This window comes from Microbacterium sp. 1S1 (assembly GCF_008271365.1).
Lineage (GTDB): Bacteria > Actinomycetota > Actinomycetes > Actinomycetales > Microbacteriaceae > Microbacterium.
Window position 1 is genome coordinate 899,503 of sequence record NZ_CP043430.1, and the last position, 25,940, is coordinate 925,442.

The window sequence follows — 25,940 nt, forward strand, 5'->3', positions numbered from 1 at the left end:
GACCATCTCCTGACCGATCCCGAAGAGGACACGCATCATGGCCACGACCGGCACTCGCGACCAGACCCCGCCCGACGCCCCGCCGAAGCGGGGTGCACGCTTCGTCGGTGCCGCGTCGAACTACATCGACGAGCGCACCAGCATCTCCGGGCTCGTGAAGGAGCTGGGGCGGAAGGTGTTCCCCGATCACTGGTCGTTCATGCTGGGGGAGATCGCGCTCTGGGCGTTCGTGGTCGTCTTCATCACCGGCACGTTCCTGACCTTCTTCTTCCAGGCGTCCATGGTGCCGACCCACTACACCGGCGCCTACGCCCCGATGCGCGGCATGGAGATGACGGCCGCGTTCGACTCCGCTCTCCGGATCTCCTTCGATATCCGGGGCGGGCTGCTCGTTCGACAGATGCACCACTGGGCCGCGCTGGTCTTCGTCGCGGGCATCGGACTGCACATGCTGCGCGTGTTCTTCACGGGCGCGTTCCGCAAGCCGCGTGAGTTGAACTGGGTGATCGGCTTCGTCCTGTTCATCCTCGCGATGGCCGAGGGCTTCACCGGCTACTCGCTGCCCGATGACCTGCTCTCGGGCAACGGCCTCCGCATCATCGACGGCATGATCAAGGGCCTTCCGCTGATCGGCACCTGGACCTCGTTCCTCCTCTTCGGCGGCGAGTTCCCCGGTACCGACATCGTCGGGCGCCTGTACACCCTGCACATCCTCATCCTGCCGATGCTGGTGATCGCACTCATCGCGGTGCACATGCTCCTGATGATCGTGAACAAGCACACGCAGTTCGCGGGCCCCGGCCGCACGAACGCGAACGTTGTCGGCTACCCGATCATGCCGGTGTACGCGGCGAAGATGGGCGGGTTCTTCTTCCTCGTCTTCGGGGTGATCGCGGTGCTGGGAACCTTCTTCCAGATCCTGCCGTTCTGGATCTACGGCCCGTACGACCCGTCACCGATCTCGGCGGGGACGCAGCCGGACTGGTACATCGGGTTCGCGGACGGCGCGCTCCGTCTCGCTCCGCCGAACTGGGACATCGTGCTGTTCGATCGCACCTGGTCGTTCGGCATCATCGTCCCGGTAGCCGTGATGGGTCTCTTCATCCTCACGGTGCTCTTCTACCCGTTCATCGAGGCGTGGGTCACCGGCGACAAGCGCGAGCACCACATCGCCCAGCGTCCGCGCAACGCGGCCACGCGCACGGCGATCGGCGTCGCCGGCGTCATCTTCTACGCAGTCCTGTGGGCGGCGGCGTCGTCCGACCTCATCGCGACGCACTTCATGCTCACCATGGAAGGCGTCATCCACACGCTGCAGGCGCTGCTGTTCCTCGGGCCGATCATCGGCTACTTCGTCACGAAGCGCATCTGTATCGCACTTCAGAAGAAGGACCGTGAGATCGTCCTCCACGGCTTCGAGTCCGGGCACATCGTCCGCCTCCCCGGCGGCGAGTTCATCGAGGTGCACCAGCCGGTCGACACCTACGACCGCTGGAAGCTCATCGACGTCGACGGCTACGAGCCCCTCGTGGTGCGCCCGAACGCCAAGGGCCGAATCCCGTGGACGGAGAACCTCCGCTCGGCGATGTCGCGCTGGTTCTTCGAGGACCGTCTCGCCCCGCTCACACAGGCCGACATCGACCGCATCGATGCCGGGCACACGTCGCAGGCCCCCGAGCCGGACGGCGAGATCGAGAGGGACGGCCGGACGCATGGGTCGCTCGAGGACCGCTGAGCCTCTCGCGGGCCGCAGGGTCGGCGCGGGTGTCGGACTCGCCGTCGTCGTGGTCGCCTTCCTCCTCGCGGGGCTCCCCTGGGCCGGAGGTGCGCTCGCCGTGGCCGCGGGGATCGCCATCGTCCGCCGCTCCTCTCCGTCGCAGCGGGCGGAAGGCAGAGAGCCGACATTTCTGTTCGTCCTCGTCGCCCACGGCGATCGGCGCGCCCCCGGCTTGGTGCTGCGGCTCCCGGCAGGAGGAGGCGACGCCCGGCGGCTGCGGGCCGGCGGCTGGAGCGTGCTGGAGCCTCCGGTCAACGGTCCTCTGGCGCCGCCCGGGCGGGTGGCGGTGGAGTTCGACGGCGACGATCGCCTGCGGGTGCGCGACCTCGCGGAAGTGTGGGGCGCGCACACCGAGGCGGCGCGGGAGAACGCGGTACCGCACGGGTGGGGGAACGCGGCGGAGGAGCTCGGCTACGTCGTGCTGCTCGCGGTGCACGAGGGGGAGGAGCACCCGCTCCGGCAGGACGGGGCGGTGCGGTCCCCCACCCTCGGGGCCTACGCCATCCTCCGCGGAACGCCGTCCGGGCGTCGGCGAGGATGACCGGGCGGGCTCAGCTCCGCGGGGCGTCGTTCCAGGACCAGATGTCGTCGCCGCGCAGCACGGCATCCGCCCCGCCGTCGCAGTAGATCGTCTGGCCCGCCATGTGGGTGTTGACCGGGCTGGTCAGCCACACGAGGAGCTCGGCGATCGAGGACGCCGGCTGGTGGTAGTTGAGGGGCATGGGCACGGCGGCGTCCACCATCGCCAGGCCTTCGGGCGAGTCGAGCAGACCGGCGGTCATGGCCGTGGTGACCGTGCCGGGTGCGACGGCGTTGAGGGGGATGCCCGCGCCCGCCCACGCCGGGGTCACGCTCTCGCGACGGACCCAGCGCGACAGAGCGCGCTTGCTGGACGAGTAGTTCAGGAAGCCGGCTTCCGGCGACGCGGCCAGCCGGTCGCCGATCTCGATCGCACGCGCCTCGTCGCCGGCGAGGGCGGCCTCGACGAGTTCTGGCGAGACCGGCTGCAGCGAGGCCATCGACGACACCACGGCGGCGCGCGGCGCGTCTGCCAGGCTCAGGGTGGGCTGCAGTGCTGACAGGAACTCGGTGACGCCGAAGAAGTTGATGGACATCGTCTTGGAGATCGGGGCCGAGATGCCGGCACAGGCGATGACGGCGTCGATCCCGTCGTCGGCCATCTCGACGGCGGCGCTCGCCGCAGCCAGGCGCCCTCCGTGAGTCGACAGATCGCCCTCGACTTCGGCACCGGCGAGGTCGACGCCGATGACGGTGTGGCCCTGCGAGCGGAGCAGTTCGGTGGTGGCGGCGCCGATGCCGGATGCGGATCCGGTGACGACATAGGTGCGGGTCATGGGGTTTCCTCCTTGATGGACATCACCGGCGGCGTGCCGGACAGTGCGGTGACGAAGCGAGTGAGCTGACGACGGAAACCGTCGATCTCGTCCGGCGACCAGCCGCTGAGTGCGTCGTCGACCATGCGGTGGCCGGCATCGACGAGCCGCGAATAGGCGCGTCGGCCCGCGTCCGTCAGCCGCACCTCGACCGTGCGCCCCGAGCGCACCGGGTCGACGACACCCTGGGTCGCCATGCGGGCGACGAGCTTCGACGTGGTGGGCCGCGACAGCGTCGCATGCGTGGCCAGATCGCCGAAGCCCATCGCCCCCCCGTTCACCCCGAGGAGGTAGAGCGCGCGGATGGTGGACGGATCGAGAGCGACGTCGACGGCCTCCGCGACCTGGCGCTGCAGGTCGCTCTCGCTCCATTCCGAGACCACCCGGACGAGCGCCACGTGGATGTGGGCGACGTCTTCGCGGGTGGTCATGCCTCCAGGGTACGCCTCAAAGTTGCCTCAGGCAACAGTAGTGACGTATCCCTCGCTGGCCGTGTCCTCCGCGAGCGTGAAGAAGGGCCGGCCGCCCGCGCGCCGCGCGCGCCGCCACCGGCGCTGCTGTCCGTCGGCGTAGTCGAGCACGATCCACGCGGGCGGCGGAGTGCCCTGTGGACCGAGCACGAACGAGCATGCCCCGAGAGCGGGGGAGGCGAGCTCGGCGACGAAGCGGTCGCCTTCCGCGGCGAGCGGCGGGGTGGCATGCAGTTCCGCGGGATGCAGCCGCAGGATGGCGTCGGTCTCTGACATCGGGATTCCTCTCTCGGGGTGGGCAGGCTCGCGCGGAGGGATGAGATCCCTCGCGGTGCGCGCACCCGAACGCGGGGCGGGTGCCCCGGTTTCGGTGTGCGGTCTGCGGCGGCGCGTCTCCACGGACGTCGGTCGGAGTCCTGCGGAGTGCTCGGCCTTGCCGTGCGCTGCCCTCCGACCGTACCACGTTATTTTTAGTGATTCAAAATAACGCGGAACAGGGAACGCTCGGCGGGACCCGTCGAGCGGCGCGACCACGTACGCTTTTCCCCCGTTCAGCGGGAAATTTGACTTCTCTGTGCTTCCGGGTATGGTCGGGGGTTACGCCAGCCAGTCACAAAGGGGAAGCGCCATGTCAGGAAAGTCCACACCGGGTCGCGCAGGGAAGAAGGCGCCGCAGCTCTCGCTCAAGGAGAAGCGGGCGGCGAAGCGCGCGAAGAACGCCCCGGACGAGTTCCTCAAGCCTCGCAAGGGCGCGAAGAGCTGAGGACTCCGGCCCGGCGGGGCGGCGGTCTTCCGCTGCGCCCGCCGGTGCGCGGGACGGGGCTACCGGGGCGGCGGCGCCCTGTCAACGGGCCTTGTCCTGAGCGCGGATCCGACGCACGCTGGAGTCCTGCCACGAGAGGAGCGCGTCATGTCGAATCCCGAAGCCTTCATGTACCCGGACGAGCCGTTGGAGCCGGAGGAGCCGTTGCGGCCGGAGGAGGAGGACCTCGTCGAGTCCGGCGACGGGCCCTCCAGGCAAGGCGTCGCAGCGCATCTCGCCGAACGCGGTGGCGACGATCCGGACGGCCTGCAGGACGTGCCGGCCGGCGGTGCCGGGGCCGACGCCGGAGCCGGCAACGCCGCCCGCGTGGACCCCGCCTCGAAGAACCCTCCGGAGCCCGCGTACGAGTCGACCCACAGCCAGGAGCCGGGGATCGGTCCGCGGCACGAGGACGACTGAGGAGCCGGTCAGCGGAAGACGCGGCTGATCCCGCTGTCGATCTGGACGAGCTGGACGAACACCAACCCGCGAAGCAGGGGGAGCAGAAGTCTCCGCAGCGCACGCCGAAGCGGCCCGCGGCGACCCGTTTCCCACGTCAGCTTCGCCCGGAGCTGGGTCCCGCCCGCAGCGGGTTCCAGCGCGAGGGTGAGGAGGCGGGGGTTCGAGCGCGGCGCGTCGGGGTACTCGAAGCGCCAGGTGACGAGCGCGGATTCCTCCCGCTCCACGCACAGCACGCGCTGACGCCGGAGCACCGGCTTGTGGCGGAGAGGTCGTCCGTCGGGGGCCGTCGTCGGAGCGAACGCCTCCCAGCCGCCGGAGCCCGGCGCGGGAGCCACGGCGCCGACGCTCTGTTCCCATTCCGGTAGGCGTTCGGCGACGCTGAGCAGAGCCCAGACATCCTTCACGGCAGCCGGCACGAACATGGAGCGAGAGCCGCTGATCCCGGAGGCGCCCTTCGGTGGCTGGACGGCGGCGGCGGCTGCGACGTCGTCGAGCTGCCGCGCGAGTTCATCCGCCGTCACGGCGAGGCGGTCGAGGATGGCGGCGACGAGGCCGCTGGGCTCGGCGAGGAGCGCTCGGAGCACGGCGGCCGAGTCTCCGCGTCGCTCCCCGCTGGAGGCGGCGCGGAGCACCGCGAGGGCGCGGTCCGTCCAGTCGTAGCCCTCTGTCTCGTGGAACACGATGCGACCGGGGCCGACCGAGAGGGCGTCCACTCCCACCGTCTGAAGCTGTGCGGCGTGCTGTGCTTCGACCGCGGTCCGTGCCGCCTCGAGGTGGACACCCGCTCGCCGCAGCACCTGTCCGCCGGTATCCGCGTCCAGTGTGAGGGCGAGGAGCAGGTGGTCGATGTCCGCGTCGTGCATGCCGAGGCGCGACACCTCTTCCATCGCCGCAAGCGACAGGGTGTGCATGGTCGCGGCGGCCTGAGTGAAGCGGCTCATGCGTTCCTCCGCGGAACCGGGATGGTCGGATCGATGCGGCGACTGTGCTTCTTGTGCACGGCCTGCCGCGTGACGCCGAGCGCATCCGCGATGGTCTGCCAGCTCATCCCGGCGCGCAGCGCGGCTTCGACCTGCCGCAGTTCGAGCGCGTCGGCGAGCGTGCGCAGCGAGGCCACGGCGCGCAGTCCGGCGCGGGGATCGGCAGTATCCGCAGCGACGCGGGCGATGTCGAGGGACTCCATGCCGTCAACCTACGTTGCTATCGACGCGCTGTCAACTCAGGTTGCTCACGGAGTCCCTCGTCGCATCACGCGGCGGACGGGTGCAGCACGACCTTGATGCAGCCGTCCTTCTTCTCCTGGAACGTCCGGTACAGCTCCGGTGCGTCTTCGAGGGCGGCGTGATGCGTCGTCAAGTCCATCACGCCGAGCGGGTCGGACGGGTCCTCGACGAGCGGCAGGATGTCGTCGATCCAGTTCTTCACGTTGCACTGCCCCATCCGCAGGCTGATCTGCTTGTCGAACAGGGTCTTCATGGGCAGGATGTCGGCGTCGCCCGCATACACACCGCTCAGCGAGACGGTCCCGCCACGACGGACCGCGTCGATCGAGGCGTACACGGCCGCGAGCCGGTCGACCCCGGCCTTGTCGAGCATCTGCCGCGCGGCGGGGTCGGGAAGCAGGCCGACTGCCTTCTGCACGAACTCCACGCCGCTGTTGCCGTGTGCCTCCAGGCCCACCGCGTCCACCACGGCGTCGGCCCCCCGCCCCTCGGTAGCGTCGCGGATCTCCTCGACGGCCGTGTCCGTGAGGTCGAGAGTCTCGATCCCGTGCCGTTCTGCCATGGCACGGCGCTCCGCGACAGGCTCGACGGCGATGACACGGTGGCCGCGGTGCCGGGCGATGCGGCTCACGAACTGCCCGACGGGGCCGAGCCCCATCACCGCGAGGGTACCGCGCTCCGGAAGCTGCGCGTACTCGACGCCCTGCCACGCGGTCGGCAGGATGTCGCTGAGGAAGAGGTACCGCTCATCGGGAAGGTCCGGCGCGACCGGGATGTGGTTGTAGTCCGCCAGCGGTACGCGCAGGTACTCGGCCTGCCCGCCCGGGACCTGGCCGTAGAGCTTCGTGTAGCCGAACAGCGCCGCTCCGCTGCCGTACTTGCGCACCTGCGTCGTCTCACACTGCGACTGCAGGCCCCGGAGGCAGAAGAAGCACACCCCACAGGAGATGGTGAAGGGGATGACGACCCGGTCGCCCGGCTTCAGCTTCGTGACGTTGGCGCCGACTTCCACGACGACTCCCATCGGCTCGTGGCCGAGGATGTCCCCGCGGTCGAGGAACGGGCCGAGGAGCTCATAGAGGTGGAGGTCGGACCCGCAGATGGCCGACGACGTGATGCGGATGATGGCGTCTGCCGGCTGCTGGATGACCGGATCGGCGACCTCCTCGACCGTCACGTTCCGCTTGCCCTGCCAGGTGAGTGCCTTCATCATGTCCTCCACGTCTCGATGTCTGTCGTCCCTCCACGCTCTCCGGCGTGCGCCGGCCTGGCCACCGGGTTGACAGCTCGCGGGCGACGTGCGACCCGGTCAGTGGAAGGGGCAGCCGCGCCCCGAGCCCGCCGCGCGCACGCGTCCGCCGGAGGAGGGCTTGGTGGGAAGGCGGCGGCGGTTGACCTCGAGACCCTCATCGAGCACCGTCAGTTCCGGTTCGCTCAGTACGGCGACGGCAGCGGAGAGGCCGGCGATGACGAGCTTTTCCCCGGGGCATCGGTGCCCGGTGACCACGTCGCCTCCACCCTGGGGGATGAAGGTCACGAGCTCCTCGTAGTCGTCCACGTCGGCGAATCGCTCCGGAGCGAAGCGCTCCGGATGCGACCACGACCGCGCGTCGGTGTCGGTGCCGAGGATGTCCAGCACGACACGGCCGCCTTCCGGGACGGTGAGGCCCTCGATCTCGACCTCCGTGGTGGTCCGGCCGGGCAGCATCGGCACGAACAGCCCGGTTCGCCGGACCTCCTGAGCGAACATCGTCGCGAGCGGTCCGCCGACGAGGGCGCCACGCTCGGCCGTCTCCGCGGCGATCCGCGTACGCCACTCCGGGTGATCGTGCAGCTGCTTCGCAGCGAAGGCCACGAAGCGCGCAGCGGCGATCATCGGCCGGATGCTGTTCTGCAGCTCGACACCGGCGACCTCGGCGGGCAGCACCGCGCCGTTCTCGTCGCGGTGCGCTGCCCACAGGGCGAGAGCCGTGCCGTCGGGAGCGGTGAGGGCCCCCGAGCGGACTGCTTCGATGAGGCGCCGTGCGTGACGGTTCGAGAAGATCCGGTTCGCGAAGGCCTCGAGATAGGCGGGGGAGTACGGCGCACCGAAACCGTCGACGATCTGCGCCAGTCGGGAGGCCCAGCGCGTCTGCGCGGCGGCCGTCCCGGGGAGGCCGGCCCAGCGCATCATGGCCCGTCCGAAGGCACCGACGGCCGCGTCGTACGCGCTCCGGGTGCCACCCGCCCGCCAGGCAGTCCGTTCCGCGGCCCATTCCTCCTCGAGGTACGGAACGAGCCGCTCGACCTGTGCATCCTCGTACGCCGCTTCCACGAAGGTGGCTTTACGGTGACGGTGCGCGGCGCCGTCGAGGGCGTGCACCGAGCCGTGCCCGAACAGCGGCTCGCGGATGACTCCCGGCATGGCCCCGACCCTGGCGATGCGACTCTCGTCATAGAACAGTTCCACGCCCTCGGCGCCGCGGACGAAGACGGCCGGATGGCCCAAAAGCCGCAGCGGGGCGGCGCGGGCGCCCGGGCGAGCGCGCCGCCAGATGCGCTCGCCGAAGTCATAGCCGCGGGTCAGCAGCGAGGGCGAGTCCTCGTGGAGCACCGCGTCGACGCTGTGGGACAGTCGGGACGTCAATCGCTCAAGCATGGCTCGACCCTGTCACGGCACGGCGACGGCTCCCAAGGGGGAGGCGTGCTCCCGTGGAGTGTGCTAGCCCGAGGGCCTGCCGCCGTGTCGGGCCGTCACGGACGCCGATGTCAAGCACCTGTGCGACGGATACCGGCCCGCGGAGGATGGGCGCGGAACGGAGGAACCATGGCCACCAACACCCGCGACCTGACGTGCACCACCCATGACGTGTTCCGCGTGCTGGCGAACGGCTGGCTCTACCCCTCGTGGGTGGTCGGCGCCTCGCGAATGCGTGACGTGGACGACTCCTGGCCGGCTGCCGGCGCACGACTGCACCACTCGGTCGGTACCTGGCCCGCGCTTCTCGACGACACCACGGAGCTCCTGGAATGGCATCCGCCCCACCGCGCGGTGCTGCGGGCCCGAGGGTGGCCGGTCGGCGAAGCCCAGGTGACGATCCGAGCGCGCACGACCCCCACCGGGTGCCAGGTGCGAATCGACGAGGAACCCGTGAAGGGTCCCGCCACCGTCGTGCCCCGGTTCCTCGCCACGCCGATGCTCCGCTGGCGCAACGCCGAGACCCTGCAGCGCCTCGGTTTCCTGGCCGAGGGGCGGGCGACCTGAGCCGCCGCGCTTCAGGCTCCGGAGCGCATGAACTCCTCGGCGGCGCGCACCTGCTCCGCGGTCGGACGGATGCCGGTGTAGAGGACGAACTGCTCCAGCGCCTGCCGCGTCGCGACCTCCGCGCCTGAGATCACGGTCGCGCCGGCGGCGCGGGCGGCGGCGATGAGCGGTGTCTCCGCGGGAAGCGCGACCACGTCGAACACCACGGTCGCCGCCTGAATCGCCGTCGTGGGGAAGGCGAGCTCGTTCTCCTCTTCGCCTCCGGCCATGCCGATCGGCGTGACGTTGACGAGCACCTCCGCCGTCGATCGTCCGACGTCGGGCCGCCAGGCGAAGTCGTACAGGTCGGCGAGAGCGCGGCCCGCGGTCTCGTTGCGGGCCACGATCGTCACCTCTGCGAAGCCGGCATCGCGGAACGCCGCCGCCGTGGCCTTGGCCATGCCGCCCGAGCCGCGCAGGAGCACCGAGGAGGCGGGATCGATTCCCCTGCTCGCGATGAGCTGCGCGATCGCGGAGTAGTCCGTGTTGTACGCGGTGAGCACGCCGTCGTCGTTCACGATCGTGTTGACCGAGTCGATGGCCCGGGCGGAGGGATCCATGCGGTCGACGAGCGCGATGACATCCTCTTTGTACGGCATCGAGATCGCGCACCCGCGGATGCCGAGTCCGCGAACACCCGCGATCGCCTGCGCCAGGTCGGTCGGGGCGAAGGCCTTGTAGATCCAGTTCAGCCCGAGGGCCTGATACAGGTGATTGTGGAAGCGCGTGCCGTTGTTGCTCGGCCGGGCCGACAACGAGATGCACAGCGTCATGTCCTTGTTCAACATGGTCACGGCTTCAGGCTACCGGCGTCGCTGTCAAGGTCCATGGCGGGAGCCACCGACCTCCTCTAGGGTGAAGGTGCGTGCACAGGGGATCGATCGTCTTCGCCTCTCCCCAGGAGGCGGCGGCCCTCCCCACGGGCCAGACGATCCGTGCATGCGACTGGGCCCTCTCGAGTAGTTCAGTCCCCAATGGGCTACTCGAGGGGGCCGCTCTCTGGCCGATCGTCCGGCGATTTTCGAGATTTGTCCCCCAAAAGGGGGACAAGAAGGCTGTGGAGGGGTTAGGCTGTTCTTGACGCACCCTCCGGTCGTCTTCGGCCCTCATCGCTCCCCCCGCGGTGAGGGCCACACCATTTTCCGGACCCAGGTCCTCATGCAACATTTGGATTACCTTCTCGCGACGTCTATTCCGCGGGGGGTCCCCTCCACTAGCGTTAGCGATGTCGGTGCACCCCTGCGTCGGCTTCTACATCAGCAGAACAGGCAGTACATGAGCACCCAGGGCACGGTCAAGTGGTTCAACTCGGAGAAGGGCTTCGGCTTCATCTCCCCCGACGACGGAGGCGCTGACGTCTTCGCGCACTACTCCGCCATCCAGTCATCCGGCTACCGCTCTCTCGAAGAGAACCAGCGGGTCGAGTTCGATGTGGCGCAGGGTCCCAAGGGCCTGCAGGCAGAGAACATCCGCCCCGTCTGAGGCGGACGGAACACCGGGAACTCCCCGTCGGATTCACGCGCAGGCGCTGATCCGGCGGGGAGTTTCGTCTTCCCCTGACGGACGGAGGCCGGTCAGGGCAGCAGGAGTGCGCGCAGCTCGTCGACGCTCGCGACCCGGAACGCCGCGTCGTCGCCCTCGTGCGGATCGCTGAAGCCCCAGCCGACGAAGATCACGGGCACGCCGTTCGCGTTCCCGCCTTCGACATCGTGATGCCGGTCGCCGACGAGGACGGGGCGCGAGATATCGACGCCGAGTTCCCGGAGCCGTCGGAGCGCCTCGGCCACGATGTCCGTCTTGGAGGCGAGCGTCGCCTCGTCCGGCGTGGCGCCCACCGTCGTGAGGAACGACGGCCGCAGTCCGAAATGGTCGACCAGGGCGTCGACCTGGTTCTCCGGCTTCGAACTCGCCGTGGCCTGGGGCACCCCGGCGGCGTGCAGGTCGTGAATCAGCTCGGGGACGCCCGGGTACGTCTGCACGTCGGTCGTGTACCCGTCGGCTTTGCCGAGGGTGCGGTAGAACGCGACGGCCTCGGTCGACTGCTCCGGCGTCATCCCCGCCTGCTCCTGGAAGGACTGGAACATGGGAGGGCCGATCCAGTGCACGAGCTCCTCCCGCGTCGGCGCCGGGTGGCCGAAGTGCGTCAGGGCGATGTTCAGGCGACGCAAGATCCCGACCGAGGCGTCGACGATGGTCCCGTCGACGTCCCAGAGCACACACGAGTAAGGCGAAGAGGGCATGCTTCCAGCCTAGGCTCCCGCGAACGGGTGCCCGCCCGTGCTGCACAGGTGTGCATGGAATGGGTTTATCCACCGACCACGGGAACGCCCTTCGCGCCGATCTAGAGTCGTGACAGCAGCGGGTTCACAGGTGAGAATGGGGGCATGTACGTGTCGGTGGAAGTCATCACGATGCTGGCGACGGCCGCGACGACTCTCGTCGCGATCATCAGCGGGTTCGGCTGGATGATCGGTCGGATGGACGCGCGGTTCGCCGCGATGGAGACGAAGGTCGATGCGAGGTTCGCGATCCAGGACGCGAAGTTCGACCGGATCGAGCACGAGCTCACCGAGGTGAAGATCGCGATCGCGCGGCTGGAGGGTCCGCGGCCGCGCCTGGTCCCGACGCGCTGAGGATCAGAAGAGGCGGGGAATGCCCGACTCGATGCCCTTCATGTCGTCGTAGTCGAGCACGAGGCAGCGGATCCCGCGATCCTCGGCGAGGACGCGGGCCTGCGGCTTGATCTCCTGGGCGGCGAACACGCCCTGCACCGGGGCGAGGTGGGGGTCGCGACCCAGGAGCTCGAGGTAGCGGGTGAGCTGCTCGACGCCGTCGATGTCGCCGCGGCGCTTGACCTCGACCGCGATCGCCACGCCGTTCGCATCGCGGACGAGCAGGTCGACCGGGCCGATGGCCGTGGGGTACTCGCGACGGACGAGCGTGGCCCCGTCGGAGATGCGCTCCACCTGCTCCGCCAGGAGACGCTGCAGGTCGGCTTCGACGCCGTCCTTCTGCAGGCCGGGGTCGATGCCGAGTTCGTGGCTGGAGTCGTGGATGACCTCGTAGATCTGCACGCGGAGGGCATCGCCGGTCTTCTTGTGGGTGACGCGCCACACCTCGACGACGCCGGCGCCGGCCTCCTCCTCGCCGGGCTCCTCGGTCGAGAGGGCGCACGGCGGGCTCATCCAGTTCAGCGGCTTGTAACTGCCGCCGTCGGAGTGCACGAGCAGGCTCCCGTCACCCTTGTGCACGAGCAGGCGGGTGGCGAGCGGAAGATGGGCGTTGAGTCGGCCGGTGTAGTCGACCGAGCAGCGGGCGATGACGAGACGCACCCGACGAGCCTACTTCGTCGTCGCCGGTGCGACGGTCAGAGGAGCGCGTCGAAGAGCCCGAGCTCGGTGGCGGCCGAGCGGGCGATGAGGAAGCCGATGATGCCGATGATCCAGGCGGTGTTCTCGGCACCCGTCCGCTCCATCCAGGCGGCGAAGCGCTCCAGCGGTCGCTGCACGAGCGGGGCGGCCACGAGTCGGAGCAGGAGGAGAACGAGTGCCGGGGCGATCATGAGTGCGCAGTACCCGGCCAGCGACAGCACCCGGAGCGGCGTGTCGACGCCGGCGTCCGCGAGCATCGTCATCGCCACGATGTAGGGGAGCATGGTCGCGACCTCCACGAGGCCGGCGGCGATGGCGACGGCCATCACCGCGAACCCGCGCGTCTTCGGATCCAGTAGGCGCTCCCGCCAGCGGGTGATCCGGCCGGGGCGTGCGGCCGTCGCGGTGGTGGCGGACGGAGCGAGAGGGCGTGGCTGCGCAGCCGCCGCTGACGCGGGATCACCGCCCGGCATGCCGGGGTCGGTCGCCCCGCCCGGCGCCGCTTCCGCGGGTTTCGTCGGCATCACGAACGCGGTGATGAGCAGGGCGGCGCCGACCACGAGGCGGGTGATCATCCCCGCCGGCGAGCTCAGGAAGTCCGAGGCGACGTCGACGAGGTTTACCAGCCCCCACAGGAAGAGGAGTCCGATCACGAGATAGAAGACCGCGATCGTCGCGAGATAGAGGAGGATCCGTCCCGCGCGGACCCGTCCCGGGTGCAGCAGGAGGAAGACCGGGATGAGCAGTGTGCCGACGCTCAGGCCGTCGATGAGCGCGAGCACGGCGAGAGAGAGGGGCAGCGGCAGCCCGCCGAAGAGTTCCATGATGTCCACGATCCCGGTGCTCGACGCGGGACGGATCGGGCGAAAGTCGCGGCTGTGAGGGCGCCCTCATCCTTTCGTCGGATGCGATGCGCTCCTCGCCGTGATTGCATGAGGACATGCACGATCCGGCCGACGGAGGGCCCGCCGCCTGGTACCGGCGGCATCGGCGGTGGGCGGACCCGCTCGGGATGGCCGCCCTCGCGACGGTCATGGCGGCGCTCGGCTTCCACGGGATCTGGGGACCGTTCTCGCTGTTGCCCGAGGACGTCTCGCCGTGGTGGGCGTTGGTGCTCGCCCTCCCCGCCTGCGCGCTCGCGCTCGGCAAGCAGCGGCACCCGTGGACCGTGCTCGCCCTCGTCGCCGTGCTCTTCGTCACGGACCTCCTCACCGTCGGCGGTGTCGGGACGCTCGTGGTGCTGCTGGACGTCCTATGGACGGCGGCCTTCCTCGCCGGGCCCCGGGGGCGGCGCGTGCTGCTCGTGCTGCTCGGTGCGGCGACCGTCGCGCTGTTCTTCGCCGCGCTGCTCTTCTCGGAGGCGGAACCGCCGGTCGCGGTGCTGTTCGCTGTGCAGTTCGGGGCGATCTTCGGCACCGACTACTGGTGGGCTGTCGCGGTGTCCCAGGCGCACGAACTGGCCGAGCTGCACCGGCAACGCGCGGAAGACGCCGCGGCGACCGCCGCCAGGGAGCGGGCGAGGGCCGTGCAGACCGAACGCGAGGCGATGGCCAGGGAGCTGCACGACGTGGTGGCGGGGCACGTGATGGCGATGGCCATCAGGGCGGAGGCGGCCCTCGCCGCTCCGCCTGACCGGTCGGACGATCGCGCCGCGCTGCAAGCGGTGCGGGATGCCGGGCTGGACGCGCACGGCGCCCTGCGCACGATGATCGGAGTGCTGCGCCGCGGCGACGGCGCGCTGGCTCCGACGCCGGGGTGGGCCGACATCGACCATCTCGCCGCGGAGGCCCGTCGCTCCGGGCTCGACGTCCGGCTCATCGTCGAGGACCCGGGTGAGCTCGGGGGTGGCGGAGAGCAGGCGGTGGTGCGGGTGGTGCGGGAGGCCCTCGGCAACTGCGTTCGCCATGCGAACGGTGCTGCCGTGGACGTCACCATCGGCCGGGTGGGAGGAGCGGCCCGCGTCACGGTGCAGTCGCGGGGCGGCGTGCCGACCGCGACCGCCGGACAGGGCGGAGGGGGCTGGGGGCTGCAGATGCTGCGGGAGCGTGTCACCGCGCTGGGGGGGACTTTCGAGGCGGGGCCCGAGGCGGACGGCTGGCTCGTCGAGGCATGGCTGCCTGCGGGGGCACACGCATGACCGCGCCGACCGTGCTGCTCGCCGACGACCACGGGGCGATCAGGGCGGGCCTGCGCATCATGCTGGAAACGCACGACATCGTGGTCGTCGGCGAGGCGGCCGACGGCGATGTCGCCGTGCGCAATGCCGCAGCGCTCCGGCCGGACGTCGTGCTCATGGATCTGCGGATGCCGGGTCGCGACGGCGTCTCCGCCACCGAAGAGATCGTGCAGCGGGGGCTCGGCGACGTGCTCGTGCTGACGAGCTTCGACGAGGACGAGCTCGTGCTCGCCGCGCTTCGCGCCGGCGCCGTCGGGTTCCTCCTGAAGACCGTCGACGCGCCGACTCTCGTCCAGGCGGTGCGCGCCGTCGCCGCCGGAGACGGCGCGCTGGACCCCCGCGTCACCCGGCGTGCGCTCGCCGCGGTGGCTGCTTCCGCCCCGCAGCCGCCGTCGACCTCGTTCATGTTGCCCGAGTTGACTCCGCGGGAACGCGACGTCCTCGACGGCATCCTCCAGGGGTGGTCGAACGCCCAGCTCGCCGCGCGTCTGCGGATCTCCGTCCCGACGGTGAAGACCCACGTCTCCAACGTCCTCACCAAGCTCGGGGCGCGCAGCCGGTCGCACGCGGCGGCACTGGTCCGCGGCGTCGAGGACTGAGGTCAGCCCTCCGTCCTCGACACCGCCGGCGCCTTCTCCTCCGCGCGGAGCGGTCGGGCGGCCCCGGAGAAGAGGCCGGAGAGGACCACGAGCGCGACGAGGATGAAGAGCGTGTTGAGCAGACCGATGTGTTCGCTGATGACGCCGAGGACGGGCGGGCCGCCGAGGAACGCCACATAGCCGATCGTCGCCGCCGCACTCACCCGCGCCGCGGCCTTGGCGGGGTCGTCCGCCGCCGCCGACATGCCGAGGGGGAAGCCGAGCGAGGCGCCGATGCCCCACAGAGCGGCGCCGACGAGGACGAGCGGCAGCGTGGGAGCGAGGATGAACAGGAGGATTCCGGCGGCGGCGGTCGCGGCCAGGATGCGCAGCACGAGCACCCGGCCGAAGCGGTCGACGAGCGGGCCGCCGAAGAGCCGCACCACCGTCATGCCGACGGAGAAGACCGCGAGGGCGACGGCCCCCGAGCCCTCGGTGAAGCCGTGGCCCTGCTCGGTGCCGAGGGCGATCCAGTCGTTGGCCCCACCCTCCGCGAAGGACATGCCGAGCATGACGGTTCCGAGCAAGTACGTGCGCGGTTCCCGCCAGGCCTCGAGCGCGCTGTGCAGCCGGTCGCGGAACGGGGGCTTCTCGTGCTGCTCCGGGTCGAGCGCCCCCTCGCGCACGGGCACCTGGAAGAAGCAGACGACGGCGATCGCCGCGATGAGGATGCCCATCGAGACGGCGTGCGTACCCACGTCCACCTGAAGGGACGCCGCCAGGGCGCCGATCCCCGCGCCCAGGACGGTACCGAAGCTGAAGAAGGCGTGGAAGACCGGCAGGATCGTGCGGCCCATCTGCTGTTCGATGGCGGTCGCCTCAACGTTCATCATCACGTCGACGCAACCGTTGCCGAAGCCGAACAGCACCATGCCGACCAGCACGACGGGCACCGAACCGAACACGGTGGCCCCGAGGCCCACGAGCGCGATGCCCGTGGCGAACGTCAGCATGGCCAGGAGCATGCCGCGACGCGCGCCCGTCCGGGCCATGACCGCGGGGCTCGTGGAGATGCCGAGGATGGAGGCGACGCCCATGCCGAGGAGGATCAGCCCGACCTGCGCGTTGTCGAGGTCGAGCGCTGCTTTGATCCCCGGCACCCGGGAGGCCCAGGTCGCGATCGAGAGGCCGCTGGCGAGGAAGATCGCGAAGATCGCGGCACGCCAGCGCACGAACTGCGAGCGGGTGAGGGCGGTGTCCATGGTCGACAGCCTATCGAATCGATTCGACCTTGCGGAACCGAACCGGGCTATCCTCGGAGTATGACCAGCAGGGAGACCCCGCGCCGACCCACCATCGCGGACGTCGCGCGCGAGGCCGGGGTCGCGACGTCGACCGCCTCCGTCGTCTTCAGCGGCAAGGCCAAGGTCGCCCCCGCCACGCGCGACCGCGTCCTCGCCGCCGCGACCGACCTCGGCTACACGGGGCCGGATCCTCGCGCCGCCTCACTCCGCCGCGGACGCAGCGGCATCGTGGCGGTGGTCCTCGAAGGACACCTGCGCGCAGCCTTCCTCGACCCCGTGACCACCGCGATGATGGACGGCCTCACCGACGGTCTGGCAGAGCTGAGCGCCGGGATCCTCCTCATGCGGGACGAACCGGGCGAGGACGGCTCGGCCATCGCGAGCGCTCCGGTCGACGCGGTGGTGCTCATCGGCTGCTCCGGGCGCACCCGTGCGTCGCTGGAGATCGTGGTCGGCCGGGGGCTTCCGGTCGTCGTCATCGAGGGGGATGCGGGGCTCGACGTCCCTCGCATCACGCTCGACAACATCGCCGCCTCCGCCGACGTCGCACGCCATGTGCGCGACCTCGGCCACCGTGACGTGGCGCTCGTGACGCTCTCCCTCGACGCCGAGCGCGAGCGTGCGCTCATCACGCCGGAACGGCTGGCGAACGCCACCGTCGACGTCACGGTCGACCGCCTCGCCGGCATGCGGGAGATCTTCCCGGATGCGCCGGCGATCTCGGCATCGGGAAGCCTCATCGACGAAGGCATCCTCATGGGACGGATGCTGCTGACCGATCCCGCCACCCGACCCACCGCCGTGCTCGCGCAGAGCGATCTGCTCGCGGTCGGCGTGATCCGCGCGGCGGAGGAGCTCGGGCTCCGCGTCCCCGAAGACCTGTCGGTCGCCGGCTTCGACGGGATCCCCCTCGACGGCCTCGGCGACCTCGCTCTCACCACGAGCGTGCAGCCTGCGGTCGAGAAGGGCAGGGCGGCCGGAGAGCAGGTCGCCCGGATGTTGCGCGGCGAACCCGGCGTCACGCAGGACCTGCACTGCGTCTTCCGCGCCGGCACGACGACCGCACCCCCGCCGTCGCGGTGATCGCTCGCGCCGATCAGGAGTGGGCGGGACCGATCGGAAGCGACCCCGGGGCGTAGTCGAGGATGCGGTAGCGCCCGCACTCCACGATGGTGGTGGGTTCCGCGTCGACCGGGAGGTTCCAGGGGACGGTCTGCGCGTCGTCGACGAGGAACGACACCGCCCCCGCCGCGAAGTCGCGACGATCGACGAGCCACGCGTAACCGTGCAGCTCGTGGTCGACCTGCACGAGCCGGGCCGGATCAGCCGCGTGCAGCTTCGGGAGCCGGACCGTCCAAAACTGCCCTGCTCCGGTGCGGCCGGAGGCGTCCACCCAGTCCCTGACACAGGACAGGTCACGGTCGGGTGCGCTCGCCGCATGCACGATCCGGGGCACCGCCACGGTGCCGCCGATGGCGAGGATCGCGGCGACGGCGCCGGTCACGATCCGGACGGCGACTGCAGGCAGCGGGGCGGCGCGGGGGGGTGGCCACGAGTGCGAGGACGGGGGGGCGAAGGCGAGGGGCTGCAGGTACCGGGCAGCGTGGGTGCCCGCCGCGATGGCACCGACGAGCACGACGACCGGGAACGCCCAGGCCGTCAGCGCCACGACGCGACCGCCGGGATCCGTCGGCCGTATCGACCGGATGACGGCGAGCACGACGAGAGTCAGCCCGACGACTGTGCCGAGCGCCCCAGGGGGAGTGGACAGTCGCTCGACCGCGAGCCCGGCATAGTACTCCGCTGCGGAGAGCCACTCCGACGGCTGCACGTAGCCGGCGCCGGAGTTCGCGATCCATGCCGAGAACGGAATGCGACCAAGGAAGCCGGCGGTGCTCCCACCCAGGAGGACGGCGATCAGCAGCAGCCCGCGGCGACGGACGGACGGCACGGCCGCCACGAGGCCGCCGAGGACGAGAGCCAGAGGCACCGAGGCCCACGCGACGAACAGCGGATTGGACACGGTGGAGACGATCGCGGTCATGCCGAGGGCGACGGCAGCACCCGTGCCGCCGGCGACGCGGTCGAGGAATCGCCGGGACAGGCCGACGGCGAGGATCGTGGCGACGACCGTCGCGGAGTAGTAGGTCGTCGTGGGCAGCAACGACGCGAGCTCCAGCGCGTCGCGGGACGGAGAGGATTCCGTGACGACGAGGACCCCGAAGACCGCGAGCGCCGTGACCGACCAAGCGACGGGAGCCCCGCCGTCCCTTCGTCGTCCGGCAGCGACTCGGATCGCACCGTACAGCGCGAGCACGTTCACCACCGCGTTGACCGCCAGCAGGCCGTCCACGCCGAGGGGGAGCAGGGCATCGAGCGCCGTGAACACCGCGATCTCGGGGAGGAAGAGGACGCTGGACATCGCCCAGTCCCCGCCGCCCCCCTCCAGGAGAGACCGCGCCACGAGTACGACGATCAGCGAGTCCCCGTCGTCGAAGAGCAGGGTCGACCGCGGGGAGGCGGCGAGCTGCCCCACGACCACGAGCGCCAGTGCCAGGGCGGCCGTCCATCCCGCCAGCTCGCGCCCCCAGACCCGCCGCATGCGTCCACTCTGGCACGCCTCTAGAGACCGCCGGGGCGGACAGGCGTCCCGAGCCGGTAAACTGGACGGACATCGCCCGCCTGAGCCGCAAGGCCGACGAGCCCCCGAGGAGCCGCGTATATGCTGATGCTCCTCGCAGTGTTCCTCATCGGGTCGCTCTTGATGCCCGTTCTGGTGCGCTGGCTGGGAGCTCAGGCTTTCGCCGTCGCCGCCCTCGTCCCGGCTGCGGCGTTCATCCACGCGCTGGTGCTCACACCGCACGTGCTCGACGGTCCGGTCCCGTACGTCTCCGTGCCGTGGATCCCGCAGCTCGGCCTGAATCTGTCGATGAACATGGACGTCCTGGGGTGGGTCCTCACCCTGATCGTCACGGGCGTCGGCGCGCTGGTGCTGCTCTACTGCCGCTGGTACTTCCACGACGAGGCGGCGGGCATCGGGCAGTTCGCCGGTGTGCTCCTCGCGTTCGCGGGGGCGATGTACGGCCTCGTCCTCACCGACGACCTCGTGATGCTCGTGATGTTCTGGGAGGCCACGAGCATTCTCTCCTACCTCCTCATCGGTCACTACCGCCGCCGCGCCGCCAGCCGCCGTGCCGCCCTGCAGGCGCTCCTGGTGACCACGCTGGGCGGGCTCGTGATGTTCGTCGGCGTCGTGCTGCTCGTCGTCGACACCGGCACGTCGAGCATCCGGGAGATCCTCGCGATCGCGCCGACGGGCCCGATCGTGGACGCGGCGATCGTCATGCTCCTGATCGGTGCCATCAGCAAGTCGGCGCTGTTCCCCTTCCACTTCTGGCTTCCCGGCGCCATGGCGGCCCCGACCCCGGTCAGCGCCTACCTGCACGCGGCGGCCATGGTGAAGGCGGGGATCTACCTCATCGCGCGCTTCGCGCCGATCTTCGCGTTCAGCCCGACCTGGCGACCGATCATCCTCACCCTCGGCATCGTCACCATGCTCCTCGGCGGCATCCAGGCGCTGCGCGAGACCGACCTCAAGCGCGTGCTGGCGTTCGGCACCGTGAGCCAGCTCGGGTTCTTCGCCGTCGTCGTCGGGTACGGGACGCAGGCCGCGGCACTGGCCGGCATCGCCCTGGTGATCGGCCACGCGCTGTTCAAGTCGGCGCTGTTCCTCATCGTCGGCATCATCGACCGTCAGCTCTCCACCCGAGACGTGACCGAACTGTCCGGCGTCGGTCGGCAGGCACCCGTCATGGCCACCGCGGCATTCATCGCCGTGGCGTCGATGGCGGGAGTCGCTCCGACGATCGGGTTCGTGGCGAAGGAGTCCACCCTCACGGCACTCCTCGACGATGCGCTCGGCGGCTCCGTCTGGGGTCTCGTCGCTCTCATCGGAGTCGCCCTCGGATCCATGCTCACCGCGGCATACGGCGTCCGCTTCCTGTGGGGAGCATTCTGGACCAAGCGGGACGCCGACGGCCGACGGCAGCCGGACACGCACTGGCCCGACCCGCCGGTCGGCTTCCTGTCCGCGCCGATCATCCTCGCCGGTGTCACGATCGCCGCGGGGATCGGCGCCCCCGCCCTCGACGTCGCCCTCCAGCCCTACGCGCTCACCGCGACGCCCGGCCTCGACCACGACGGCGCGGCCGTCGAGGGCCCCGGCCACCTCGCGCTCTGGCACGGCCTCGAGCCTGCCCTCGGCATCTCGATCCTGTCGATCCTTCTGGGCATCGGTCTGTTCCTGCTGACCAGACGCACCGGGTGGGACCGTCGTCCGCGGATCCTGCCCTTCACCGCCGCCGACGCCTACTACGTCGTCGTCCGCGGGGTCGACCGGCTCTCGGTGCTGAGCACGTCTCTCACCCAGCGTGGTTCGCTGCCCGTCTACGTCGGAACGATCTTCGTCGTGTTCGTCGCCGCCGAGGTCACGGCGCTCGTCGCGAGCGACATCGACCGCTATCAGCTCTCGCTGTGGCACACGCCGGCTCAACTGGCGGTCGCGCCCATCATGGCCGTCGCGGGCGTCGTCGCCGTCCGCGCCCGCAAGCGGTACACCGGCGTGGTCCTCGCCTCGGTCACCGGTCTGGGCATGGTCGTCCTCTTCGCCACGAGCGGGGCCCCGGATCTCGCCCTCACGCAGATCCTCGTCGAGACGGTGACGATGGTGACCTTCGCCCTGGTGCTGCGCCGGCTCCCGGCGCGGATGGGCGAGCACAACGCCTCGGTGAGCCGGATCCCGCGCGCCCTCCTCGGTATCGGTGTCGGTCTGACCATGGCCTTCGTCGCCGTCGTCGCGACCCAGTCCCGCGTCGCCGACCCGATCTCGGCGATCTTCCCCGAGATCGCGTACGAGATCGGCCACGGCAAGAACGTCGTGAACGTGGCCCTGGTCGACCTCCGCGGCTGGGACACGATGGGGGAGCTGTCCGTGCTGGTGCTCGCGGCGACCGGTGTGGCCTCGCTCGTGTTCGTGACGCACCGGGCCGACCTGCTGGCCGCCACGAAGACCCTGCCACGATCGCTTCGCAAGTCCGCCCGCAGTCGACCGCTGGTGGAGACCACCGACGGCGTGCGCTTCCAGACCGCGGAGAACCGCTCGGCGCCCCGCGCCTGGCTCGTCGGCGGCCAGCGGATGAAGCCCGAGAACCGGTCGATCCTGCTCGAGGTCATCGTCCGGATCCTGTTCCACACGATCATCGTCGTATCGATCTTCCTGCTCTTCGCCGGACACAACCTCCCCGGCGGCGGCTTCGCCGGCGGGCTGGTCGCGGGCATGGCGCTCGTCATGCGCTACATCGCCGGCGGCCGCTGGGAACTCGGCGCGGCGGCCCCCACCGACGCCGGACGCCTGCTCGGCACCGGACTCATCCTCGCCGTCGGCACCGCCGTCGTCCCCCTGTTCTTCGGCATGGCTCCGCTCACCAGCACCTTCTGGGAGTGGGAGATCCCCGGCATCGGGCACATGGAATTCGTCACCTCGACGATCTTCGACATCGGCGTGTACCTCGTCGTCATCGGACTCGTCCTCGACGTGCTCCGCAGCCTCGGAGCGGAGGTCGACCGGCAGGCGGCGCTCCGCCCCGGTGAGAGCACCGCGGTCGACTTCTCCTCGCGGACCGGGGGGAACAACTGATGGACGTCTCCCTCGCCCTCATCGCGATCATGGCCGTGCTCTTCGCCTGCGGTGTGTACGCGATGCTGGAGCGCAGCCTCACGCGCGTCCTCATCGGTTTCCTGCTGCTCGGCAACGCGACGAACCTGCTGCTGCTCATCGTGATGGGCGTGCCGGGCAACGCGCCGTTCTTCGGCACCGAAGGCGACCTCAGCGACCCGCTGCCACAGGCGCTGACGCTCACCGCGATCGTCATCACGTTCGCGGTCTCCGCGTTCCTGCTCGCGCTCATCTACCGGTCGTGGCAGCTCGGTCAGGCGGACACGGTCGAGGACGACGAGGCGGACATCGCGCTGCGCGAGCGCACCGATGCCGACGAAGACCTCATGGACGACGAGTCCGAGACGGACGACGACGACGCCACGACCGACTTCGTGGGCGTACAGACCGCGCCCATCACGGTCCTGCACATGCGCGACAACCCCGCGATCCACGACGACGCCCCGTACGACGCGCCTTACGTGCCCGAAACGGAGCCCGAACCCGACCGTGCGGACGACGCCGCGGCGGACCGAGACGACGAGACCACAGACGGGGAGGGCAGGCCATGACCACGCTCGTCCCGCTCCTCGTCGCCCTGCCGCTCCTCGGTGCCGCGATCACCCTCGTCTTCGGTCGCAATCCACGACTGCAGGTGTTCGTCTCCGTCGCCACGCTCGCGGTGGTGTCGGTCATCGCCGCAGTGCTGCTCGTGGTCGTCGACGCCGGCTCACCCCTCGCGGTCTCGGTCGGCGGGTGGCCGGTACCGTTCGGCATCGTCCTGTACGTCGATCGGCTCGCCGCGCTGCTGGTTCTCGTCTCCAGCATCGTGCTGCTCGCGGTCCTCCTCTTCTCGATCGGTCAGGGCGTCGCCGACGGCGCGGACGAGACCCCGATCTCGATCTTCAACCCCTCGTACCTGATCCTCGCCGCCGGCATCTTCAACGCCTTCATCGCGGGCGACCTCTTCAACCTCTACGTCGGTTTCGAGATTCTCCTCGTGGCCTCGTACGTGCTGATCACCCTGGGCAGCACGGAGTCCCGCATCCGCACCGGCGCGGTCTACATCGTCGTCTCGCTCGTGTCGTCGATCCTGTTCCTCGCCTCGATCGCGATGATCTACGGCGCCCTCGGCACGGTCAACATGGCCCAGATCGCCGAGCGGATGTCGGAGCTCCCGCAGGACACCCAGCTCGTGCTGCACCTCATGCTCGTCGTCGCGTTCGGGATCAAGGCTGCGATCTTCCCCGTGTCCTTCTGGCTGCCGGACTCCTATCCGACAGCCCCCGCCCCGGTCACGGCCGTCTTCGCGGGCTTGCTGACCAAGGTCGGCGTCTACGCGCTGATCCGCACGGAGACGCAGCTCTTCGCCTCGAACAGCATCGACACGCTGCTGCTGATCATCGCGCTGGCGACCATGATCGTCGGCGTCCTCGGAGCCGTCGCGCAGGCCGAGCTGAAACGGATCCTGTCCTTCACCCTGGTGAGCCACGTCGGGTACATGATCTTCGGTCTGGCGATCGCGACACCCGCGGCGATCGGCGCGACGGTGTACTACATCGTCCACCACATCGTCGTGCAGACCACCCTGTTCCTCGCGGTGGGACTCATCGAACGGCGGGCGGGGAGCACGTCCATCCTGCGCGTGAAGGGCCTGCTGAAGATCGCCCCCGTCATCGCGCTGCTGTACTTCATCCCCGCGATCAACCTCGGCGGACTGCCTCCGTTCTCCGGGTTCATCGGCAAGTTCGCGCTGTTCGAGGCCGCCGCCTCCGTGGGCACACCGCTCATGATCGTGCTCATCTTCGGTGGCATCGTCACCTCGCTGCTCACCCTCTACGCCCTCATGCGGGCCTGGAACCTCGCGTTCTGGCGCGAGGAGGAGGACTCGACAGAGACCGAGGGACGCATCTCCCACCTGACCGGGGCCCCCGCCGCGGACGAGCAGCAGGAGCGGCGGCACATCCCCAAGATCATGACCGTGGCCACCGCCGGCATGGTCACGGTCACGGTGGCCCTGACGATCTTCGCCGGACCGCTGTACGCTCTGTGCGATCGCATCGGGGCGGGCCTGCTGCAGCCGGTCAACCTCGTACAGCTGGAAGACGAGGTGGCGGGATGAGACCCGAGACCAAGCGCGTCTGGCGGGACATCGGCATGCAGCTGCCCTTCCTCGCCTGGCTGATCGTGCTGTGGATGCTGCTGTGGGCACAGTTCACGGTGCTGTCGTTCCTCACGGGACTCGTCGTGGCGATCTTCGTGACGCGGGTCTTCCGTCTTCCCACGGTCGAGCTCTCCGGGCGCATCAACCTCTGGTACGGGGCGCTGTTCGTCGCGCAGTTCCTGTTCGCGATCCTGCGAGGCGCGCTCTCCGTGACCGCCCAGGTGTTCGACTTCCGCCGTCAACCGGGAACCGCCATCATCGCGGTGCCGCTCCGGTATGCCGACGACCTCGTCATGACGCACGTCGCCGTCGTGTCGTCGCTCATCCCGGGGTCGCTCGTCGTCGAGGCGGACCGCGACCGAGGAATCCTGTACCTGCACGTGATCGGCGTGCGCAACAGGGAAGACGTCGAGAAGCAGCGGCAGGGCGTCCTCGGCTGGGAGAAGCGCATCGTCCGCGCGCTGGGGAATCCCACGCAGTACCGGGCGCTCAAGGCCGACGAGCGCGCCGGCCGCATCGACCCCGCGACGATCGGCGGTGCCCGATGAACACCCTGCTCCTCATCATCCTCGCCGTGTTCGGTGTGGCCGCGATCCTCGCCGTCATCCGCATCGTCCGCGGTCCATCGATCCTCGACCGCGCCGTGGCCGCCGACGTGCTGCTGACCGAGGTCATGTGTGTGCTGGGTGCCGAGATGGCGATCAACGGCCACACCCGCAACATCCCCGTGCTCCTCATCATCGCGGCGGTCGGTGTGTTCGGGTCGATCGCGGTCGCCCGGTTCGTCGCGAGAAGGGACAACACGACACCATGAACGTGTTCGGTCTGATGATCCCGGACGCCCTCGTCGACGGGGCGGTGCTCGTGCTGATCCTGCTCGGGGCGATCCTCTGCCTCTCGGCCTCCGTCGGGCTCCTGCACTTCCGCGATGTGCCCACGCGCCTGCACGCCGCGACGAAGCCGCAGGTGCTCGGGCTGCTGCTCATCTGCCTGGCGATCGCCCTGTCGCAGCGGTCGGTCGGGGGCGTGTTGCTCGGGCTGGTGCTCGTGGCCCCCGTGGTGCTCATGCAGTTCGCGACCGCGCCCCTGTCGGCGCACATGGTCGGGCGGCAGGCGTACCGCAACGGCACCATCGAGCAGCGGGGCCTCGTCGTCGACGAGCTCGCCGAGTCCAAACAGACTCCGCCCGCCGCCGGCTGACTCCGCTCCCCGGTCAATCGCTC

Annotated in this window: 29 protein-coding genes; 16 read left to right on the forward strand and 13 right to left on the reverse strand. The window is 70.1% G+C overall.

What is annotated here, in order from left to right:
* Positions 1-37 precede the first annotated feature (37 nt).
* Positions 38-1,735 carry a cytochrome b gene (locus FY549_RS04575; RefSeq protein ID WP_149084027.1) on the forward strand — a complete coding sequence of 566 codons (1,698 nt, stop codon included), beginning with the start codon at positions 38-40 and terminating at the stop codon, positions 1,733-1,735.
* Complete coding sequence (locus FY549_RS04580) at positions 1,713-2,318, forward strand: hypothetical protein (protein ID WP_149084028.1); 606 nt, start codon at positions 1,713-1,715, stop codon at positions 2,316-2,318. Before FY549_RS04575 ends, FY549_RS04580 begins: the two co-directional genes overlap by 23 nt.
* Before the next feature lie 10 nt (positions 2,319-2,328).
* Here FY549_RS04580 and FY549_RS04585 read toward each other — a convergent pair whose 3' ends face one another.
* From FY549_RS04585 to FY549_RS04595, 3 genes are read right to left on the reverse strand one after another with little or no spacing between them, the layout of a single operon-like run.
* Complete coding sequence (locus tag FY549_RS04585; protein WP_149084029.1) at positions 2,329-3,132, reverse strand: SDR family oxidoreductase; 804 nt, start codon at positions 3,130-3,132, stop codon at positions 2,329-2,331.
* Complete coding sequence (locus FY549_RS04590; RefSeq protein WP_149084030.1) at positions 3,129-3,602, reverse strand: MarR family winged helix-turn-helix transcriptional regulator; 474 nt, start codon at positions 3,600-3,602, stop codon at positions 3,129-3,131. The genes FY549_RS04585 and FY549_RS04590 overlap by 4 nt, the downstream gene beginning before the upstream one ends.
* Positions 3,603-3,629: 27 nt before the next feature.
* Complete coding sequence (locus tag FY549_RS04595; protein ID WP_149084031.1) at positions 3,630-3,917, reverse strand: hypothetical protein; 288 nt, start codon at positions 3,915-3,917, stop codon at positions 3,630-3,632.
* Positions 3,918-4,269: 352 nt separating this feature from the next.
* On the opposite strand from FY549_RS04595, the gene FY549_RS16690 reads away from it, so the two are divergent.
* Both FY549_RS16690 and FY549_RS04600 read left to right on the forward strand, forming a co-directional pair.
* Positions 4,270-4,404, forward strand: a complete 135-nt coding sequence (locus FY549_RS16690) for a hypothetical protein (protein ID WP_255218720.1) — start codon at positions 4,270-4,272, stop codon at positions 4,402-4,404.
* A gap of 147 nt (positions 4,405-4,551) precedes the next feature.
* On the forward strand, positions 4,552-4,863 hold the full coding sequence (locus FY549_RS04600) for a hypothetical protein (protein ID WP_149084032.1): 312 nt from the start codon (positions 4,552-4,554) through the stop codon (positions 4,861-4,863).
* 8 nt (positions 4,864-4,871) lie between these two features.
* Here FY549_RS04600 and FY549_RS04605 read toward each other — a convergent pair whose 3' ends face one another.
* From FY549_RS04605 to FY549_RS04620, 4 genes are all read right to left on the reverse strand, one after another.
* Positions 4,872-5,846 (reverse strand): SRPBCC domain-containing protein, encoded by a 975-nt coding sequence (locus FY549_RS04605; RefSeq protein ID WP_149084033.1) that lies wholly within the window; start codon positions 5,844-5,846, stop codon positions 4,872-4,874.
* On the reverse strand, positions 5,843-6,088 hold the full coding sequence (locus FY549_RS04610; RefSeq protein WP_149084034.1) for a hypothetical protein: 246 nt from the start codon (positions 6,086-6,088) through the stop codon (positions 5,843-5,845). The genes FY549_RS04605 and FY549_RS04610 overlap by 4 nt, the downstream gene beginning before the upstream one ends.
* A gap of 65 nt (positions 6,089-6,153) precedes the next feature.
* Positions 6,154-7,338, reverse strand: coding sequence for a zinc-dependent alcohol dehydrogenase (locus FY549_RS04615; protein ID WP_149085991.1), 1,185 nt, complete (start codon positions 7,336-7,338; stop codon positions 6,154-6,156).
* Between the two features lie 99 nt (positions 7,339-7,437).
* The gene (locus tag FY549_RS04620) at positions 7,438-8,766 is read right to left on the reverse strand and encodes a cytochrome P450 (RefSeq protein WP_149084035.1); all 1,329 of its coding nucleotides are present in this window, start codon (positions 8,764-8,766) and stop codon (positions 7,438-7,440) included.
* Positions 8,767-8,934: 168 nt separating this feature from the next.
* On the opposite strand from FY549_RS04620, the gene FY549_RS04625 reads away from it, so the two are divergent.
* The gene (locus tag FY549_RS04625) at positions 8,935-9,372 is read left to right on the forward strand and encodes an SRPBCC family protein (protein WP_149084036.1); all 438 of its coding nucleotides are present in this window, start codon (positions 8,935-8,937) and stop codon (positions 9,370-9,372) included.
* An 11-nt stretch (positions 9,373-9,383) separates the two neighbouring features.
* Here FY549_RS04625 and FY549_RS04630 read toward each other — a convergent pair whose 3' ends face one another.
* On the reverse strand, positions 9,384-10,205 hold the full coding sequence (locus FY549_RS04630) for a shikimate 5-dehydrogenase (RefSeq protein WP_187614926.1): 822 nt from the start codon (positions 10,203-10,205) through the stop codon (positions 9,384-9,386).
* Positions 10,206-10,686: 481 nt separating this feature from the next.
* On the opposite strand from FY549_RS04630, the gene FY549_RS04635 reads away from it, so the two are divergent.
* Entirely contained in the window at positions 10,687-10,893 is a 207-nt protein-coding gene (locus FY549_RS04635) for a cold-shock protein (RefSeq protein ID WP_017203899.1), read from the forward strand.
* Between the two features lie 92 nt (positions 10,894-10,985).
* Here FY549_RS04635 and FY549_RS04640 read toward each other — a convergent pair whose 3' ends face one another.
* Positions 10,986-11,651: an HAD hydrolase-like protein gene (locus FY549_RS04640; protein WP_149084037.1), complete on the reverse strand. Its 666-nt coding sequence runs from the start codon at positions 11,649-11,651 to the stop codon at positions 10,986-10,988.
* A 144-nt stretch (positions 11,652-11,795) separates the two neighbouring features.
* On the opposite strand from FY549_RS04640, the gene FY549_RS04645 reads away from it, so the two are divergent.
* Positions 11,796-12,044, forward strand: coding sequence for a response regulator (locus FY549_RS04645; protein WP_149084038.1), 249 nt, complete (start codon positions 11,796-11,798; stop codon positions 12,042-12,044).
* Positions 12,045-12,047: 3 nt separating this feature from the next.
* Here the strand turns inward: FY549_RS04645 and nucS are convergent, their stop codons facing one another.
* Positions 12,048-12,743 carry an endonuclease NucS gene (nucS, locus tag FY549_RS04650; protein ID WP_149084039.1) on the reverse strand — a complete coding sequence of 232 codons (696 nt, stop codon included), beginning with the start codon at positions 12,741-12,743 and terminating at the stop codon, positions 12,048-12,050.
* A 35-nt stretch (positions 12,744-12,778) separates the two neighbouring features.
* On the reverse strand, positions 12,779-13,606 hold the full coding sequence (locus FY549_RS04655; RefSeq protein WP_149085993.1) for a GAP family protein: 828 nt from the start codon (positions 13,604-13,606) through the stop codon (positions 12,779-12,781).
* 116 nt (positions 13,607-13,722) lie between these two features.
* Between FY549_RS04655 and FY549_RS04660 the strand changes: the two genes are divergently transcribed.
* Positions 13,723-14,919, forward strand: a complete 1,197-nt coding sequence (locus FY549_RS04660; RefSeq protein ID WP_149084040.1) for a sensor histidine kinase — start codon at positions 13,723-13,725, stop codon at positions 14,917-14,919.
* Positions 14,916-15,557, forward strand: a complete 642-nt coding sequence (locus FY549_RS04665; RefSeq protein ID WP_149084041.1) for a response regulator — start codon at positions 14,916-14,918, stop codon at positions 15,555-15,557. Before FY549_RS04660 ends, FY549_RS04665 begins: the two co-directional genes overlap by 4 nt.
* 2 nt (positions 15,558-15,559) lie before the next feature.
* Here the strand turns inward: FY549_RS04665 and FY549_RS04670 are convergent, their stop codons facing one another.
* Positions 15,560-16,798 carry an MFS transporter gene (locus FY549_RS04670; protein WP_149084042.1) on the reverse strand — a complete coding sequence of 413 codons (1,239 nt, stop codon included), beginning with the start codon at positions 16,796-16,798 and terminating at the stop codon, positions 15,560-15,562.
* A 60-nt stretch (positions 16,799-16,858) separates the two neighbouring features.
* Between FY549_RS04670 and FY549_RS04675 the strand changes: the two genes are divergently transcribed.
* Complete coding sequence (locus FY549_RS04675; RefSeq protein WP_149084043.1) at positions 16,859-17,923, forward strand: LacI family DNA-binding transcriptional regulator; 1,065 nt, start codon at positions 16,859-16,861, stop codon at positions 17,921-17,923.
* Between the two features lie 13 nt (positions 17,924-17,936).
* Here the strand turns inward: FY549_RS04675 and FY549_RS04680 are convergent, their stop codons facing one another.
* A complete protein-coding gene (locus FY549_RS04680) occupies positions 17,937-19,442 on the reverse strand; it encodes a hypothetical protein (protein WP_149084044.1) in 1,506 nt (501 codons plus the stop codon).
* Positions 19,443-19,562: 120 nt separating this feature from the next.
* On the opposite strand from FY549_RS04680, the gene FY549_RS04685 reads away from it, so the two are divergent.
* From FY549_RS04685 to mnhG, 6 genes are read left to right on the forward strand one after another with little or no spacing between them, the layout of a single operon-like run.
* On the forward strand, positions 19,563-22,535 hold the full coding sequence (locus FY549_RS04685) for a Na+/H+ antiporter subunit A (RefSeq protein ID WP_149084045.1): 2,973 nt from the start codon (positions 19,563-19,565) through the stop codon (positions 22,533-22,535).
* Positions 22,535-23,125, forward strand: a complete 591-nt coding sequence (locus FY549_RS04690) for a Na(+)/H(+) antiporter subunit C (RefSeq protein ID WP_200839034.1) — start codon at positions 22,535-22,537, stop codon at positions 23,123-23,125. Before FY549_RS04685 ends, FY549_RS04690 begins: the two co-directional genes overlap by 1 nt.
* The gene (locus FY549_RS04695; protein ID WP_149084046.1) at positions 23,122-24,675 is read left to right on the forward strand and encodes a Na+/H+ antiporter subunit D; all 1,554 of its coding nucleotides are present in this window, start codon (positions 23,122-23,124) and stop codon (positions 24,673-24,675) included. Before FY549_RS04690 ends, FY549_RS04695 begins: the two co-directional genes overlap by 4 nt.
* Complete coding sequence (locus tag FY549_RS04700) at positions 24,672-25,265, forward strand: Na+/H+ antiporter subunit E (protein ID WP_149084047.1); 594 nt, start codon at positions 24,672-24,674, stop codon at positions 25,263-25,265. Before FY549_RS04695 ends, FY549_RS04700 begins: the two co-directional genes overlap by 4 nt.
* Positions 25,262-25,531 carry a monovalent cation/H+ antiporter complex subunit F gene (locus FY549_RS04705; protein ID WP_025105196.1) on the forward strand — a complete coding sequence of 90 codons (270 nt, stop codon included), beginning with the start codon at positions 25,262-25,264 and terminating at the stop codon, positions 25,529-25,531. Before FY549_RS04700 ends, FY549_RS04705 begins: the two co-directional genes overlap by 4 nt.
* Complete coding sequence (mnhG, locus tag FY549_RS04710; protein ID WP_149084048.1) at positions 25,528-25,917, forward strand: monovalent cation/H(+) antiporter subunit G; 390 nt, start codon at positions 25,528-25,530, stop codon at positions 25,915-25,917. Before FY549_RS04705 ends, mnhG begins: the two co-directional genes overlap by 4 nt.
* Positions 25,918-25,940 lie beyond the last annotated feature (23 nt).